This is a genomic window from Planctellipticum variicoloris, from assembly GCF_030622045.1.
GTDB classification, from domain to species: domain Bacteria; phylum Planctomycetota; class Planctomycetia; order Planctomycetales; family Planctomycetaceae; genus Planctellipticum; species Planctellipticum variicoloris.
The window spans coordinates 1,851,883-1,868,374 of record NZ_CP130886.1 but is presented as its reverse complement, the minus strand read 5'-3'; the positions used below and the strand labels follow the sequence as shown (position 1 = coordinate 1,868,374).

Annotated in this window: 14 protein-coding genes; 4 read left to right on the top strand and 10 right to left on the bottom strand. The window is 63.5% G+C overall.

What is annotated here, in order from left to right; genetic code table 11:
- The first annotated feature begins 44 nt into the window (after window positions 1-44).
- Window positions 45-1,010, top strand: a complete 966-nt coding sequence (locus SH412_RS07375; RefSeq protein ID WP_336522868.1) for a carbohydrate kinase family protein — start codon at window positions 45-47, stop codon at window positions 1,008-1,010.
- Between the two features lie 105 nt (window positions 1,011-1,115).
- On the opposite strand, the gene SH412_RS07370 is transcribed toward SH412_RS07375, so the two are convergent.
- Window positions 1,116-1,301, bottom strand: a complete 186-nt coding sequence (locus SH412_RS07370; protein WP_336522867.1) for a hypothetical protein — start codon at window positions 1,299-1,301, stop codon at window positions 1,116-1,118.
- Window positions 1,302-1,976: 675 nt separating this feature from the next.
- Between SH412_RS07370 and SH412_RS07365 the strand changes: the two genes are divergently transcribed.
- Window positions 1,977-3,185: a pyridoxal phosphate-dependent aminotransferase gene (locus SH412_RS07365; RefSeq protein ID WP_336522866.1), complete on the top strand. Its 1,209-nt coding sequence runs from the start codon at window positions 1,977-1,979 to the stop codon at window positions 3,183-3,185.
- A gap of 90 nt (window positions 3,186-3,275) precedes the next feature.
- On the opposite strand, the gene SH412_RS07360 is transcribed toward SH412_RS07365, so the two are convergent.
- A complete protein-coding gene (locus SH412_RS07360; protein WP_336522865.1) occupies window positions 3,276-3,764 on the bottom strand; it encodes an FKBP-type peptidyl-prolyl cis-trans isomerase in 489 nt (162 codons plus the stop codon).
- A 154-nt stretch (window positions 3,765-3,918) separates the two neighbouring features.
- On the opposite strand from SH412_RS07360, the gene SH412_RS07355 reads away from it, so the two are divergent.
- Window positions 3,919-4,656 carry a 3-keto-disaccharide hydrolase gene (locus tag SH412_RS07355; RefSeq protein WP_336522864.1) on the top strand — a complete coding sequence of 246 codons (738 nt, stop codon included), beginning with the start codon at window positions 3,919-3,921 and terminating at the stop codon, window positions 4,654-4,656.
- Window positions 4,657-4,738: 82 nt separating this feature from the next.
- On the opposite strand, the gene SH412_RS07350 is transcribed toward SH412_RS07355, so the two are convergent.
- Complete coding sequence (locus SH412_RS07350) at window positions 4,739-5,224, bottom strand: hypothetical protein (protein ID WP_336522863.1); 486 nt, start codon at window positions 5,222-5,224, stop codon at window positions 4,739-4,741.
- A 160-nt stretch (window positions 5,225-5,384) separates the two neighbouring features.
- On the opposite strand from SH412_RS07350, the gene SH412_RS07345 reads away from it, so the two are divergent.
- Complete coding sequence (locus SH412_RS07345; protein ID WP_336522862.1) at window positions 5,385-7,073, top strand: FAD-dependent oxidoreductase; 1,689 nt, start codon at window positions 5,385-5,387, stop codon at window positions 7,071-7,073.
- A gap of 10 nt (window positions 7,074-7,083) precedes the next feature.
- On the opposite strand, the gene rpiB is transcribed toward SH412_RS07345, so the two are convergent.
- The 7 genes from rpiB to SH412_RS07310 all read right to left on the bottom strand — a co-directional run bounded on the left by rpiB (window position 7,084) and on the right by SH412_RS07310 (window position 16,247).
- Window positions 7,084-7,554 (bottom strand): ribose 5-phosphate isomerase B, encoded by a 471-nt coding sequence (gene rpiB, locus SH412_RS07340; RefSeq protein WP_336522861.1) that lies wholly within the window; start codon window positions 7,552-7,554, stop codon window positions 7,084-7,086.
- Window positions 7,555-7,596: 42 nt separating this feature from the next.
- Window positions 7,597-7,983 carry a hypothetical protein gene (locus SH412_RS07335; RefSeq protein WP_336522860.1) on the bottom strand — a complete coding sequence of 129 codons (387 nt, stop codon included), beginning with the start codon at window positions 7,981-7,983 and terminating at the stop codon, window positions 7,597-7,599.
- Window positions 7,980-8,429, bottom strand: a complete 450-nt coding sequence (locus tag SH412_RS07330) for a hypothetical protein (RefSeq protein ID WP_336522859.1) — start codon at window positions 8,427-8,429, stop codon at window positions 7,980-7,982. The genes SH412_RS07335 and SH412_RS07330 overlap by 4 nt, the downstream gene beginning before the upstream one ends.
- 60 nt (window positions 8,430-8,489) lie before the next feature.
- Window positions 8,490-10,010: a glutamate synthase subunit beta gene (locus SH412_RS07325; RefSeq protein ID WP_336522858.1), complete on the bottom strand. Its 1,521-nt coding sequence runs from the start codon at window positions 10,008-10,010 to the stop codon at window positions 8,490-8,492.
- 75 nt (window positions 10,011-10,085) lie between these two features.
- Window positions 10,086-10,460: a GxxExxY protein gene (locus SH412_RS07320; protein WP_336522857.1), complete on the bottom strand. Its 375-nt coding sequence runs from the start codon at window positions 10,458-10,460 to the stop codon at window positions 10,086-10,088.
- A gap of 67 nt (window positions 10,461-10,527) precedes the next feature.
- Window positions 10,528-15,135, bottom strand: coding sequence for a glutamate synthase large subunit (gene gltB, locus SH412_RS07315; RefSeq protein ID WP_336522856.1), 4,608 nt, complete (start codon window positions 15,133-15,135; stop codon window positions 10,528-10,530).
- Between the two features lie 122 nt (window positions 15,136-15,257).
- Window positions 15,258-16,247, bottom strand: coding sequence for a LysR family transcriptional regulator (locus SH412_RS07310; RefSeq protein ID WP_336522855.1), 990 nt, complete (start codon window positions 16,245-16,247; stop codon window positions 15,258-15,260).
- Between the last annotated feature and the right edge of the window lie 245 nt (window positions 16,248-16,492).

The following is a 16,492-nucleotide window of genomic DNA, read 5'->3' as shown; positions in this document are numbered from 1 at the left end:
AATCAGAGTTCGGCCTGCGCTGACGCCGCACCAGGAGATCGCTTGTGACGCCGGATCAGAATTGGGACTGCCTTTGCGCAGGGATCGTCGTTGCCGACTTCTTTTGCGCCCCGATTGCGCAGTTTCCTCCGCCCGGCGGCCTGATCCTGACGGACGGCCTGCAGATGGCCATCGGCGGCTGTGCCGCGAACGTCGCGGTGGACCTGGCGAAGCTGGGGCGACGGGTCGCCATCTCGGCCTGCGTCGGAGACGACCTGTTCGGGCGCGCGGTCTGCGACATGCTGGCCCGGGAGAGGGTCGACATTTCGAGCATTCAACCGGTTGCCGAAGTCCCGACGAGCGGGACCTTTGTCATCAACGTCCGCGGCGAAGACCGGCGATTCATTCACTGCATCGGTTCCAACGGCGTCTACGACGGCCGCCAGATCACCCGGGATCAACTCGGACGCAGCCGGTCCTTGTATGTCGGCGGATTCGGGCTGCTGGAATCGCTATCGCCTGAGGCCGTCGCCCGGCTGTTTCTCGATGCGCGGGAATTGGGAGTTCCGACGCTGATGGATGTCGTTCTGCCGGCGGGACGCGACTTCGCCAGCTCGATCGCCCCCGTCCTCCCGTTCACGGATGTCTTTTTCCCGAATACCGATGAAGCCGCCGTCCTGCTCGGCGAGACCGATCCTGTCCGGCAGGCCCGCGAGTTTCTCCGACTCGGGGTCCGGACCGTGATCGTGACCTGCGGCGCGGACGGGGCCGTGATCGGAACGCGCGATGCGCTCTGGAAGTGCGGCGTCCATCCGGTCGAAGCGGTCGACGCCACCGGGACCGGGGACGCGTTTGTCGCCGGCTTCATTCACGCCCTGCTCGACCGGAAATCCCTGGAGGAGTGCATTCGCGCCGGGGCCGCCCTGGGAGCAAGCTGCGTCAGATCGATGGGCGCCACCACGGGCGTTTTTTCGGCGGACGAGCTGGCCGGGTATCTGGCGACTCATCCGCTGCCGCTGACCGAAATCTGACGGATCGGCGGCGCGTCAACGACAACAGGCCGGGACGAGTCCCGGCCTGTTGCGCAAGCATCTGCTTGTTGGCTGTCATTCGCGGCGGGCGCGCCCGCCGGCGAACTACTTGCTCTTCTTGGCGGCCGGCTTCGCCTTGGCGGCGGGCTTGGCAGCGGCCGGCTTGGCCTTGGGGGACTTGGCCGGCTTGGCGGCGGCCTTGGCCGCGGGCTTCGCGGCAGGCTTCTTGGCGGGGGCTTCAGTCTTCGGGGTCTTGGCAGCGGCCATGGTAATGGCTCCTGAACGAATCATTCGGGCACCTGATATCCACACCACTGTCTCTTCTCGGCACCCAAAGCAGAGAGACAGCTCAGATTGGCGACACTCCGCGGGGAGTGATCTATCCTCCGTGAAACTTACTGCCACCGACATGCAAGGGATCGTAGGGGCTTCCGAAAAATCGGTCAAGCGGAAAATCAAGCTATCAAACAATTTGTCCGATTTCGTTCGACTGCAACCTTAATCCGCGCCGCGGCGAATCTCGGTCGTAAGTCCACGCGACACCTCATTGCCGACAGTCTGTCTGCGCTCCGACTACGGCGACGACTGCAGCGATTGTGCCTGTGACGCTGAAGAGATCGGCAAGTCAATTCACGAAGTTTCGGGAAAAACGACGGATTGTTCAGTTGACGCGGAAGAAACGGATTTCGCGGGTGGGAGCCCTTGGGCGAACCTCCCAGACATCGACGCCCGCTATTCTGATGACAGCCTTCGGAGCGGAGCTCGGGATCGGAGGACAGGCGCCGCGGAGGTGTCGCGGTTCGTATCCTTGACGTGGCGGGAGAGGGGCGGGACCATCTGTCGGAATGCGCCCGCCGGGAGAAGTTTCCCGTGGTTCCGGGCCGAAATTCATCCGCGATATCGCATCGACGACGCGGGTTTCCCGGGACGGGGCGCCCTGACTGCACCCCACAAAGGTTGAGAGAGATGAGTGCGTATCGACTGTCCGCTGCGGTCCAGACCCTGAAGCCCTCCGCGACGCTGGCCGCCGCCGCGAAGGCCAAGGAGCTGAAATCCAAAGGCGTGACCGTCTACGACTTCACGCTGGGCGAGCCCGACTTCATCACGCCGGCCCATATCCGCCAGGCGGCGGTCGCGGCGATGGAAGCCGGACAAACGCACTACACGCCGTCGGGCGGGATTCCCGAGTTGAAGAAGGCCGTCTGCGGTCTCTACAAGCGCGACTACAGCCTCGATTTCACGCCGGCCCAGGTGCTGATTTCGAATGGGGCGAAACACTCGATCCACAACGTCATCGCCTCCCTGTGCGGTCCGGGCGACGAAGTCATCATCCCAGCCCCGTACTGGGTCAGCTACAGCGCCCTGGTCGAACTGACCGGTGCGACGGCGGTCATCGTCGAGACCACCGAGGCCAGCGGGTTTGTGATGAGCCCCGAGCAGTTCCGGGCGGCGATCACGCCGAAAACCCGGCTCCTGATGCTCAACAACCCCTCCAACCCGACCGGCGCCGCATACACCGCGGCCCAGCTTGAAGCGCTCGCGCGGGTCGCCGTCGAGAACAACGTGCTCGTGTTGTCGGACGAGATCTACGAGAAGCTGGTCTATGCAGGAGCAGAGTTCCGCTCGTTCGCCAGCTTCGGTCCGGACGTTGCCGCGCTGACGATCATTGTCAGCGGCGTCAGCAAAGCCTACGCAATGACCGGCTGGCGGATCGGCTGGACGATCGGCCCGGTGGAAATCATCAAGGCGATGGACAACCTGCAGAGCCAGGAGACTTCCAATCCCTGCAGCATCAGCCAGTACGCTTCGGTCGCGGCCCTCGAAGGTCCGCAGACGAGCGTCGAGGAGATGCGGCAGGAATTCGAACGTCGGCGGAATTACGTGATGGGCCGGATGCGTCCTTGGCGTGAGCGATTCGGCGTGACGTTCGCGGAACCGGGGGGCGCCTTCTACGCGTTCTTCAATGTCTCCAGCGCCTTCGGCAAGCCGCTGCAGGGGGGGAAGGTCGTGACGAACGCGACCGACTTCTGCACGGCCCTGCTGGAAGAGGCCCACGTGGCGCTGGTCACGGGAGACGCGTTCGGCGCCCCCGGCTACGTCCGCCTGTCGTTCGCCACGAGCATGGACGTGCTGAAAGCCGGGCTGGATGGCATTGAAGCATTCCTCGCCGGCTGAGATTCCCGGATTCGCCGAATTTTGCGAAGAAGCCCCCGCTGACGACATCAGCGGGGGCTTCTTCGATTGACTGTGAGACGCGAGCCGAAACTAACGAACTTCAAGCAACTCGACGATGAAGTGGAGAGTGGCTCCGCCCGGAATGTCCGGAGGCATGCCGTTCGGACCGTAGCCCAGGTCGGAGGGGATTTCGAGTTCGATCATGCCCCCCTCGCCAATGAGCTGCAGTCCTTCGGTCCAGCCGGGAATCACACGTCCCAAGGGAAACTCGATCGGCTGGCCCCTTTTATAAGAGCTGTCGAACTCTTTGCCATCGTCCAGCCAGCCCTTGTAGTGAGCGTAGACCGAATTCGCGGCGGTCGGCTTGCGGCCTTCGGACTTCCGGCGAATCCGGTACTTCAGTCCGCTCGCCGTCGCGGTGAACTCCTCAGGAGCATCCGCATCGACGAGGTTCGGGTCCGACTTGGGCGCGGCCGGCCCCGGGGCCGTCGGCACCGGCGGATTCGCGCCGTTCTGCGCCTGAGGTTCCGAACAGCCGGCTGCCAGCAACAGCCCCGCGAGACTCCAGCGACGCCACATCACCATCATTCCTCCCGAAACCAGATCCTGAGTCAGGTCGTGCATCACAGGCACGAAACAATAAGTCACCGACGGCCGACAACGCGCGTCGCCCTTGCCCGCACGGTCCCCGAACTTTACCGTGAGCGGGGCTTCTTGCGAAAGGAACTGGCCGATGCTTCGTCCCCTGCTCTGGAAAACTCCGCTCCTCGCGTCGGGCGCCCTGGCCCTGCTGATTGGCGGCTGCCTGCCGACGCCCGCCGAACCTCCCGCGAACAAAACTGAGGCCACGGCCCCGGCCGAGCCCGCTCAGGAAACGACGCCACTGCCGGCCGACCCCGCCGATGGCGAACCCTTCGATCTCGAAGAGGGCTTTACCCTGCTGACGCGGGACGACTTTGAGGCATTTGGGGCGGAACCCGAAACCTGGTCGGCGACGCCCGAAGGGATCCGCTCCGCCGGCAAACCGCGCGGCTATCTGTACACGAAGCAGCCCTACGGCAACTTCACGCTCCGGCTGCAGTACCGCTTCGATCGGCCGAAGAAGCTGCCCGACGAAGCCAAGTTCAAGGGGAATACCGGCTTCCTGATGTACATCACCGGCGAGCACAAGCTGTGGCCGCTCAGCATGGAAGTTCAGGGGAAGTACGCGCAGATGGCCGCCATCAAGGAGAACGGCGGCGCTGAACCCGCCGTCGTCCAGGATGACGAAGCGGCCCGCCAGTCGGCCCGGCGGACGGTCGGCCACTGGAACACGCTGGAAATCGTTTCCAAAGACGGCGCCCTCGCGGTTTCGCTGAATGGAACCCCGATCAGCAAGTCCGAGCCGAACTTCCTCAGCGAAGGACTGATCGGAATTCAGGCTGAGGACCACCCGTTCGAAGTCCGCCGGATGCGGATTCGTCCGGAGTAGAGCGTCGAGTTCCTTGACCATTGACGAAACGAGCCCGCTCCGGATCGGAACGGGCTCATTCTCCATGGCCGACTGTTGCGATTCAGCGGCTCAGGGCGACCGGGGTCACGCTGTCGGGCACGTTGGCCGCGATCCGGACCGAGCGGACGAACTTGTGGCAGCTCATGCACGACATCGTCACGCGCAGATACGCCAGCGACGCACCGTCCTGATTGTTGTCCTTCGCCATTTTCCCCATCTGCTCGCACGCCTCGCGAAATTCTGCGCTGTGCTGAGCGTAGACTGGCCCCTGAATCACGACCCAGTCCGACGCCTGGCTCATTTCCACGAGCTTGGTCGCCGACTTCTCGACCAGTTCGAGATCTTCCGTGCAGAGGCCGTCCAGGACATCCTGGGAATGCTTGAGCTTCTCGCGCATGAACTGCCGCAGCTTGGCATCGGCGGCGCCGGGGGCGCGGTCCGACTTGGGCTTGCTCTTCAATTCGTCGGCCGCTCCTGAAGCAGCAACGGCAACGGCAAGTCCCAGGACGGCGGCGCCGCTGAGAATCCAGGCCAGACTGTGACGCATCGTGGTATTCCTGAAAGTGAAATCCATCGCGCCCCGGGAAATCCTCGCCCGAGGGCTCAAGCCGAATTGACTTATCGCGACTTTCGGACAAACTACCCTGCCCGCGCGGGTTTTGCCAAGACGTGTTCCAAAGCTGCCCGCCGTCCCCAAGGATCAGCAGATGTCGACAGGTCTCCGGATTGTGATTGTCGGCGGCGTCGCAGGAGGCGCCTCGGCGGCGACTCGGGCTCGTCGGATGAACGAAGACGCGGAAATCACGCTGATCGAAAAGGACGAGCACATCTCCTTCGCGAACTGCGGTCTGCCCTATTATCTGGGGGGCGAGATCGCTCCCCGGGAGAAGCTGCTGGTCGCCACGCCGGAGCTGCTGCAGAAGCGGTTCCGGATCCGCGTCCTCACCAGGACGGAAGTCGTCGGCATCGATCGGGAAGCCCGCGCCGTGGCCATTCACGATCGTCGTACGGATGAGCGGGGGCTATTGCCTTACGACCGGCTGATTCTTGCGCCAGGCGCCGTTCCGATTCGCCCGCCGCTCCCCGGAATCGACGCTCCCAACGTGCTGGCGCTGCGGAATCTGGCGGACACGGATCGAATTCACGCCAAGATCCACGCCGCCGCGGGACGACGAGTCGCGGTCGTCGGGGCGGGCTACATCGGCCTCGAAATGGCCGAACAATTAACGGGTCAGGGCGTCGGCGTCGACCTCATCGAACTGCAGCCGCAGGTGCTGCCGCCGGTCGATCCCGAGATGGCCGAGCCGCTGGCGCAGGCGCTGCGCGACAAGGGCGTCCGCCTGCACCTGGGAACCGGCCTGGAAAGCGTCGAAGTCGACGCCGCTGGCCGTGCCGTCGCGGTGATTTTGTCCAACGGCGAGCGCGTACCGACCGATCTGGTCATCCTGGGGATGGGCGTCCGGCCGCTGGTCGATCTGGCCCGCCGGGCCGAATTGCAACTCGGACCGCAGGGCGGCATTGCCGTCAATCGCTCTTTGCAGACCAGCGATCCCCTGATCTATGCCGTCGGCGACGCCATCGAGTATCCGCAGGGACCGACAGGCGGCCCGCAGCGGATGGCGCTGGCCGGCCCCGCCAACCGGGCCGGGCGACTGGCCGGCGAACATGCCGCGACGGGGAACGCCGCGCCGATGGGCGCAGTCAGCGGCACCGCCATCGTCCGCGTCTTCGACTGGACGGCGGCCGGAACCGGTCTGAGCGTCCGGGCCGCGCACAAACTGGGACTGGCCGCCCGCAGCGTCACGATCGTCGCCAACCATCACGCCGGCTACTTCCCGGGGGCACACCCGCTGACCATCAAGCTGGCGTACGAAGAGCCTACGGGCCGGATCCTCGGCGGGCAGGTGGTCGGCCAGGAGGGGGTCGATAAGCGGATCGACGTCATCGCGACCGTCATCGCTTTTCGCGGGACGGTGCGGAATCTCGCCGATCTCGACCTGTCCTATGCTCCGCCATTCGGTTCGGCCAAAGACCCGTTGCATCTCGCCGCGTTTGCGGCCGTCAATCACCTGAACGGGCTCGAAGATTTCGTCGACGCCGACGCCGACCTCGCGCGGTATCAGGTAGTCGACGTCCGCTCGGCGGCGGAAGTCGCCGCCCGGCCGCTCGCCGGAGCGCCGCAGGCGATCAACATCCCGCTGGATGACCTGCGGGACCGGCTCGGGGAACTCAATGCCGCGGAGCCCACCGTGGTGTCCTGCGCCGTCGGACAGCGGGGACATGCGGCGAGCCGCATTCTCCGACAGAAAGGCTTCCGGCAGGTCTTCAACCTGAGCGGCGGCGCGACGATCCGCCAGCGGGCGATGCAGGCCGCCGGCAAGCTGCCGGGCCGGTAATGACAAACGGCTACGGGGTCGCGAACTTGCCGGCGAGCGCGTCCTGCTCGATCTGCAGGACTTTTCCGAGCCGGCGGACGTGACGTTCTTCGCGAGTAAACTGCGCACCGAGGAAGGCCTGGACGAGCTCGACGGCGACGGCTTCGCCGACGATCCGGGCGCCGATGCAGAGAACGTTCATGTCGTCGTGCTCGACCCCCTGGTGGGCGGAGTAGTAGTCGTGGCAGATGCCGGCGCGGATGCCGGGGATTTTGTTGGCGGCGACGCTGATGCCGACGCCGCTGCCGCAGATCAAAATGCCGCGGTCGGCCCGACCAGCAATAATGACCTCGCCAACTTTGCGGGCGAAGTCGGGGTAGTCGACGGCGCAGTCGGAGTCTGTCCCGCAGTCGACGACGGTATGGCCCGCCGCGACGACGAGGGAAGCGACTCTGTCCTTGAGCGGGAAGCCGCCGTGATCGCAGCCGAGAGCGATGTGCATGGGTGCTGAACCGATTGCGGGTTTAGGAGCCGTCACAATGATCTACTTCGACAACTCGCCGAGAATCCCGTCCAACACGTCATTGGCGCCGGTCGCGCTTGCGCGCGCCTGACGATATAATTCAGCCAGTTTCCGGGCATCAAACGGAACAGAGTCCATTCCCGAGAGATTCGGTATCGAGCTCAGGCGTTCCACAACCTGTCCATTCGGAGTAATCACGATCAATTCGAACCACTCCATTGGTGATCCGGCGTCATCGAATTCCTGGCAGCGTGAAACTTCAACTGAGCCGTGCCCGAGGATCGTGACAAAAGCGTCGCGCCGCGGTGTTTCAGACCAGACGATGTTGCGTTGGGGCGTTCCTCGAACCAGACGTTCCACCAGCGTCTCAAACTTCGAGGAGTCAACCTCTGGTGACAGTTCCGTCATTGGTCATCCTCCAATTCCAACACAACAGTACGACGCGCGGCATCGAGCTCGTTCTGCAGTTCGCGAAGAGAAATTCGCGTCTCGTCCGACGCTCGAATCGGCTGAGCCAACCAAGAGATTATACGGCTGAGGTAGTTCGGCTTGGAGAACTTCAGAGAATCCTGCGACCGAATTCCGACAAGCAGTTTCCGCAATCTGTCGCAGTCCAGGGCTTTGAGGCTCGTACCAGCACGCGCTGTGAGCAATCCATCGATCACCAGATCCGCCAACCCCAATTCCGTCGCAACCCAACGTGCCCGCTGCTTCCGGCGAAATCTCGCAACGGCATCCCGGGCCGTCGAGGCCATCCGCAACGCCCAGATGCTCAACCACAGCGAAGGCATGGCCAGCAGCAGCCCGAGGACACTGGCGACGTTTCCCCAGTTATCATTCAGCCAGTCCAGCACTCTTAAGGCCCCTCAAGACAGGCGCAGGCACCTCCTCGAAGTACAGAAGCGCTGTGAACATTATGGCAGGTCTGTCGACCCCATCAAGTACCGGTCGCATTCGCGGGCAACGCCCCGGCCTTCGTTGATCGCCCAGACGACCAGGCTCTGACCGCGGCGGCAGTCGCCGGCGGCGAAGACGCCCGGAACGTTGGTGACGTACTTGTCGAACGCGGCTTCATAGTTCGATCGGCCGTCGAGCTTGACTCCGAGCTGCTCCGCCACGGGCGACTCCGGTCCGCGGAAGCCGAGGGCGAAGAAGCAGAGCTGGGCGGGCCATTCCTGTTCGGTGCCGGGAATCACTGAGAACGGAGCCCCGCCCTGCACCGGCTTCGACCAGTCGACGCGAACGGTCTTCAGCGCCCGCAGATTCCCCTGGTCATCGCCCAGAAATTCGACCGTCTGGATGGAGTATTCGCGTGGATCGCCGGCAAGCTGCTTGCCCGGCAGGCGGGCATAGTCGTACGTCGCCGCGGCTTCCTGGTGTCCGTAATCCTGCTTGAAGACGCGGGGCCACTGGGGCCAGGGGTTGTTCGTCGCACGCTGGTCGGGCGGCTGGGGGACGACTTCGAAGTTCACCAGGCTGCGGCAGCCGTGACGCAATGAGGTCCCCAGGCAGTCGGTGCCGGTATCGCCGCCGCCGATGACGACGACGTCCTTGTCCTTGGCGCTGATGAAGTGCCCGTTTTTGAGGTGAGAGTCGAGGAGGCTTTTTGTGTTGGCGTGGAGGAACTCCATCGCCATGTGGATCCCCTTCAAGTCGCGGCCGGGGGTCTTCGCGAAGAAGTCGTTCGGCTTTGTCGCGCCCGTGCAGAGGACGACCGCGTCGAAGTCCTGCTGGAGCTGGGCGGCCGAAATGTCCTTCCCGATCTCCTTGCCGGTCACAAAGGCCACGCCTTCCTCGGTCAGCAGGTCGACGCGCCGCTGAATAACCTCCTTGTCGAGCTTCATGTTGGGGATGCCGTACATCAGCAGTCCGCCGACGCGGTCGGCCCGCTCGAAGACGGTGACGCTGTGGCCGACGCTGTTGAGCTGAGCGGCCGCGGCCAGTCCTGCAGGACCGGAGCCGATGACGGCGACTTTCTTGCCCGTCCGGACGGGAGGCGGGGCCGGCGTGACCCAGCCTTCTTCGAAGCCCTTTTCGATGATCGAACATTCGATGTTCTTGATCGTGACCGGCGGCTCGTGAATGCCGAGCACGCAGGAGCCTTCGCACGGAGCGGGGCAGACCCGGCCGGTGAACTCCGGGAAGTTGTTGGTCTTATGCAGCCGGTCGAGGGCCTCGCGCCAGTGCCCGCGGTAGATGAGGTCGTTCCACTCGGGGATCAGGTTGTTGACCGGGCAGCCCGCGGCCATGCCGTTGAGCAGCGTGCCGGTGTGGCAGAACGGCACGCCGCAATCCATGCAACGGGCTCCCTGCTTGCGCAGGTCGGCCTCGTCCATGTGTTCGTGGAACTCGTTCCAGTCGAGGACGCGCAGTTTCGGCAGACGCTCGGTCGGCACCTGACGCTTGAATTCTTTGAAACCGGTTGGCTTGCCCATCGTCTATATCAATCACAAAAGTCGAAGAATTTAACCACGGAGAACACGGAGATCACGGAAGGAAGTCAAAGGCGCTCAATTGACCAATCGCTGAAACTCAAGAGTGGGATGACGTCCGAAATTCACCAGTAAACCCAGTCGAAAACCAGTACTGCGTAGATAGTTCAAAACTTGTGCTCGATGATTGTCGTGCAACTCGCTGGCGGCCTTGATCTCGACGATGATTGCACCAAAACAAACAAAGTCGGGACGATACGTAACCCGCAGAGGACGATCCCGATAACTTAATGTCAATTCAGGCTGTGGAACGAAATCGACACCACGAAGGCCAAATTCGATCTCCAGACACTCCTGGTAGACTGGCTCCAGAAAGCCAGATCCCTGACGACGATGCACTTCGATGCACGCACCAATAATCAGGCTGCTCTGTTGTTCGAACACGAGGGCCATGAATCCCTCCGACTGATGCTCTTTGTTCCGTGCCTTCCGTGACCTCCGTGGTTAAACCTCTTCCCACTCAATTCTGCCCGGCCGCACCGGCCAGCGCGGGGGCCTTGGCGGCCTGTTCCTGCTTCTGCTCTTTCAGTGCCCGCTTGTAGTCGACCGGCATCACCTTTTTGAACTTGCCGAGCGCCGCGTCCCAGTCGTCCAGAATCGCCGCCGCGACGGTTGAGCCTGTGTATTTCTGGTGCTTGGCGATCAGTTCCCGCAGTTCGGCGACGTCCTGCGGTTCTTCCACCTTGTCCAGCTCGACCATCTCCAGATTGCAGTTCTCCAGCAGGTGATCGTGGGGGTCGTAGACATAGGCGATCCCGCCCGACATGCCCGCCGCCAGATTGCGGCCGGTCGGTCCGAGAATGACGGCGCGTCCCCCCGTCATGTATTCGAGCCCGTGGTCGCCCACGCCTTCCACCACGGTGGCGGCGCCGCTGTTCCGGACGCAGAACCGTTCGGCCGCCATGCCGCGGAAGTACGCTTCCCCCGAAGTTGCGCCATACAGCACGACGTTGCCGACGATGATATTTTCTTCGGGAACGAAACTGACATTCTTCGGCGGATAGACGATCACGCGACCGCCGCACAGACCCTTGCCCACAAAGTCGTTGCAGTCCCCTTCGACTTCCAGCGTGATTCCGCGGGTGACCCAGGCGCCCAGGCTCTGACCGGCGGAGCCCTTGCAGCGGATGTGAATCGTGTCTTCGGGCAGGCCGTTCACGCCCCACTTTTTGGAGACTTCGTGGCTGAGCAGCGTCCCCAGGGCGCGGTCGATGTTCTGCACTTCGATGTCCAGCGCGACCGGCTTGCCGTCCTGAATGGCCGGCTGGGCCTCCTTGATCAGGTCGTTGTCGAGCTGGTACTCGATTCCGTGCTGCTGCGCGATCGTGCAATGCGTCTCGACCCCCGGATGCGGCTTGCGAGCCGGGGCGATGACCTTCGACAGGTTGATGTTGCGGATCTTCCAGTGGGTGATCGTCCGATCGACTTCGAGCAGATCGCTCCGGCCGACCATCTCGTCCATCGTGCGGAAACCGAGCTGCGCCATGATCTCGCGAACTTCTTCCGCCATCATGAAGAAGTAATTGATCACGTGCTCGGGCTGGCCGTCGAACTTGGCCCGGAGTTCCGGATCCTGCGTGGCGATTCCCACGGGGCAGGTGTTGAGGTGGCACTTGCGCATCATGATGCAGCCGAGCGTGATCAGCGGGGCGGTCGAGAAGCCGAACTCCTCGGCCCCCAGCAGGCAGCCGATGACCACGTCCCGACCAGTCTTGAGCTGACCGTCAGTCTGCAGCCGCACCCGGCTGCGAAGGTCGTTCATCACCAGCGTCTGGTGCGTCTCGGCGATGCCCAACTCCCACGGCAGCCCGGCATGCTTGATGCTGGTCAGCGGCGAAGCTCCGGTGCCGCCCGAATCGCCCGCGATCAGAATGTTGTCGGCATGCCCCTTGGCGACGCCGGCCGCAATCGTGCCGACGCCCACCTCGGAGACGAGCTTCACGCTGATTCGGGCCTTCGGGTTCGAATTCTTCAGGTCGAAAATGAGCTGCGCGAGATCTTCGATCGAATAGATGTCGTGGTGCGGCGGAGGACTGATCAGGCCCACGCCCGGCGTCGAGTGCCGCGTTGCCGCGATCACCTTGTCGACTTTGTGACCGGGCAGTTCGCCCCCTTCGCCCGGTTTGGCCCCCTGGGAGATCTTGATCTGGAGCTCGTCGGCGTTGGTCAGGTACCAGGCGGTGACGCCGAACCGGCCGGAGGCGACCTGCTTGATCGCCGACCGCTTCAGGTCGCCGTTCGGCATCGGTTCAAACCGCTTGTAGTCTTCGCCCCCTTCGCCGGTGTTGCTCTTGCCGCCCAGGCGATTCATGGCGATCGCCAGCGTTTCGTGGGCCTCGGCGGAGATCGAGCCGTAGCTCATGGCGCCGGTGCAGAATCGCTTGACGATCTCGGACGCCGGCTCGACTTCTTCCAGCGGAATCGGCTTGCCCGCCTTGAAGGTCAGGAGCCCCCGCAGATGGCATTCGCGGGCCGTCTTCTCGTTGATCAGCTTCGCGAATTCGCGATAGGCGTCCTTGTCCCCCTGGCGGGCGGCCTTCTGAATGTGTGCGATCGAGAGCGGATTCCAGGCGTGCTTTTCGCCGGTGGCTCGCCACGCAAAGAGCCCCGTATTCGGCAGGATGCGCAGCCGCTGCTCTTCGCGCGACGGATAGCCCAGCTCGTGCCGGCGGAGGGCTTCTTCGGCCAGGATCTCGAAACTAACTCCCTGAATCCGGCTGGCGGTATCGCGGAAGCAGGCGTCGGTGACTTCTTCGTCGAGCCCCAGGGCTTCGAAGATCTGCGCCCCCTTGTAAGACTGCAGCGTCGAGATGCCCATCTTGGCCATGACCTTCAGGATGCCCTGCTTGGTGGCCTTGCGGTAGGCGGCGGTAATCTGCTCGTGGGTCCATTCCCCTTCCAGCTCGCCGTCGTCATGGAGCTGCCAGAGGGCTTCGAACGCCATGTATGGATTGACGGCATCGGCGCCGTAGCCAGCCAGCAGGCAGAAGTGGTGCACTTCGCGAGCCTCGCCAGTCTCGACGATCAGGCCGATTCGCGTTCGCTCTTCGTGGCGGACCAGGTGGTGATGCACGGCCCCGACCGCCAGCAGCGCGCTGATCGGCGCCCGCTCGGCGTTCATCGCCCGGTCGGACAGAATCACCAGGCTGTAGCCTTCGGCGATCGCCTGCCGGGCTTCGCCCCGGATCCGTTCGAGCGCCACCCGCATCCCTTCGACACCCTCGAATTTCGGCCAGGTGATGTCGATGGTTTTCGACTTCCAGCCCCGATAATCGAGGTGCGTCAGCGAAGCCAGCTCTTCGTTCGTGAGGATCGGGTGCGGCACGGCGAGCCGATGGCACTGCGCCTCGGTCGTCTCGAGCAGATTCCCTTCCGGACCGATGTAGCATTCCAGCGACATGACCACTTCTTCCCGCGTCGAATCGATCGAGGGATTGGTCACCTGGGCGAAGAGCTGCTTGAAATAGTCGTACAGCAGCCGCGGCTGGTCGCTCATGCAGGCCAGAGCCGCATCGTCTCCCATCGAGCCGAGCGGATCCTTCTTCGTCTTGATCATCGGTACGAGCATGTACTGCAGCGTTTCGGTGGTGTATCCGAACGCCTGCATGTGGTGCAGCAGGTTCTCGCCGCTCATCCGCGGCGACGACCCGACGGCGGGCAGTTCGCTGAGCTGCAGCCGCTGCTGTTCCAGCCACTGCTTGTAGGGGCGGCGGTTGGCGATGTCGTGCTTCAGTTCTTCGTCGGGAATCAGCCGGCCCTGGTGGAAATCGACCAGGAACATCTTGCCGGGCTGCAGCCGGCCCTTGAACTTCACGTTCGCCGGGTCGATGTCGAGGACGCCGACTTCGCTCGCCATGACGACCCTGTCGTCGTGAGTGACGTAGTAGCGGCTCGGGCGCAGGCCATTTCGGTCGAGCACGGCGCCGACGTAGTGTCCGTCGGTAAACGAAACCGACGCGGGACCGTCCCAGGGTTCCTGCAGGGCGGAGTGGTACTCGTAGAAGGCCCGCTTATCTTCCGGCATGCTTTCGTGGTTCTGCCACGCTTCCGGAATCATCATCATCACGGCTTCGGGCAGGCTCCGGCCGGCCATCAGGAGCAGTTCGAGGGCGTTATCGAAGTTCCCCGAGTCGGAGCAGTGGGGCTCGACGATCGGGAACAGTTTGCCGAGGTCGTCGCCGAACAGCTCGCTCTTCATCACGCCCTGGCGGGCATACATCCAGTTGCCGTTGCCCCGGACCGTGTTGATTTCGCCGTTATGTGCGATGTACCGCTGCGGGTGCGCACGGTCCCAGCTCGGAAACGTATTGGTCGAGAATCGCGAGTGGACCATCGCCAGGTGGGTCGTGTAGTCCGGCTCGCTCAGATCGCAGAAGAACGGCTGGACCTGCTCGGGAGTCAGCATCCCCTTGTAGATCAGGATGCGGGACGAGAGCGAACAGGCGTAGAACTTCAGCGCCTGCGGCAACTGTCCTTCGCGGATTTCGTGGCTGGCCCGCTTGCGGATGACGAAGAGCTGGCGGTCAAAGGCCTCCTGCTCGATGCCCGCGCTGGCGCCGACGAAAAGCTGAGCGAACGCCGGCATGGCGGCGCGGGCCGACGGACCGATATCCGCGGTGTCCGGGTCGACGGGCACTTCGCGCCAGCCGAGAACCTTTTGCCCCTGCTCTTCGACGATCCGGTTGACGGTCTCCTTGCAGAGGCTCCGCTGCTCGGGATCGGTCGGCAGGAATACCAGGCCGACGCCGTACTGACCGGCGACCGGCAGCTCGATCCCCAGTTGCTGGCGAACCGATTTCTGCAGGAATTCGTGCGGGATGGCGGTCAGCACGCCGGCGCCGTCGCCGGTGTTGGGTTCGCAGCCGCAGGCGCCGCGGTGGGCCATGTGCCGGAGGATTCGGAGTGAATCGTCGAGGATCTGCCGGGAGCGCTGCCCCTTGATGTGGGCCACAAAGCCGACGCCGCAGCTATCGTGCTCGTTCTCCGGCGAATAGAGGCCGTAAGCCCTGGGCAGGCCGTCGGCCTGGAACACTTCGGGATCGCGAATGAGGGGCAGTGGATCGTTCATCGCAAAATTCCACGGTCATCAGGGAAACCCGCCGCGGGGAGCGGACGGGAACCGGCACGCAGGGCCGGAGAATCAATCGAAAAAACTCAGACAGGATCGGGTCACGGCGGACGGACGCGGACTCAAGGTCCGTGGTTCGCCGCGACGGGCGGAGGAACGGCGGACGCCTCAGCGGGCGCCCGCCCGCGTTTACCGCCCGCATCGGCCTGCGGATCGGACAGATAGAACGATTCCGGCGGCTGGTGGAGCAGGTCGAGAAACCGGCTCACCGCCGCGGTCAGCGGCTTGTTCTTCTTGTAGACGATCCCCAGCGGGCGCACCCAGTGGACATCTTCGAGCGGGATTGCCTTCAGGGAGCCGATCTCGACCTCGCGGCGGACCGTCGGCACCGGCAGCAAGGCCACGCCGGACCCGACTTCGACGGCGCGCTTAATGTTCTCGATGTTGTCAAATTCGTGGACGACTTCGACGTTGACCTTGGCCTGCCGCAGCCGCCGGTCGAGCTCCGCCCGGACCTGCAGCTCGGGAGTGTACGACACCATCGGTTCGCCGTCGATTTCCCGAATGAAGATGCTGGTCCGGGAGGCCAGGCGGTGATTGGGGGGAACGACCAGCACGATCGGCTGTTCCTGCCACGGAACGCAGTGCAGTTCGCTGCGCTTCGGGGGAAATGACATCAGGCCCAGATCGGCCGAGTCGTCGAGAATCCGCTCCAGCACCGCCTCCGGGTGCAGATACCGCAATTCCAGCACGGCGTCGGGATAGAGCAGCTCGAACTGCTTGACGTAGCAGTCCATCTGCAGCAGGCCCACCGAATAGATGGCCGCCACCCGCACCGGGCCGACGACTTTGTCCCGCAATTGCAGCACGCGGTCTTCCAGGCGGCGGAACGACTCCAGGAGTTCCCGGGAACCTTCGCAGAAAATCCGCCCCGCGGGCGTCAGTTCCAGCGGACGCTTGGAGCGGTTGATCAGTTCGAGGCCGAGGTGATCTTCCAAGGCTTTGACCGTTTCACTCGCCACGGGCTGGGAAACGGAATGGACCTTCGCAGCCTTGGAGAAACTCCGAAGCTGAGCCACTTCACAGAAGATTTCGAGGTCTCGCAGGTGCATCACAGGAACGCCGACGTATCACAACGGCAAATACTGATCTGATCCGACTATTGCTGCAGCGAATGGCGAATCTTAGGGCTGGTAGATACTCCGGGTCAAGCAATTTCTGAAATTCAAATAACAGGCCCGATCCGGAAACTTGTTTGTGGGACGAGTCCAGCGGCCGTTTCTGCCGCCTGCAATGCCGCCCCCGACTTCTGCGTCGCCGAGAGAAAACTTGAGGACATCTCCCGTTCGGCCGTTTC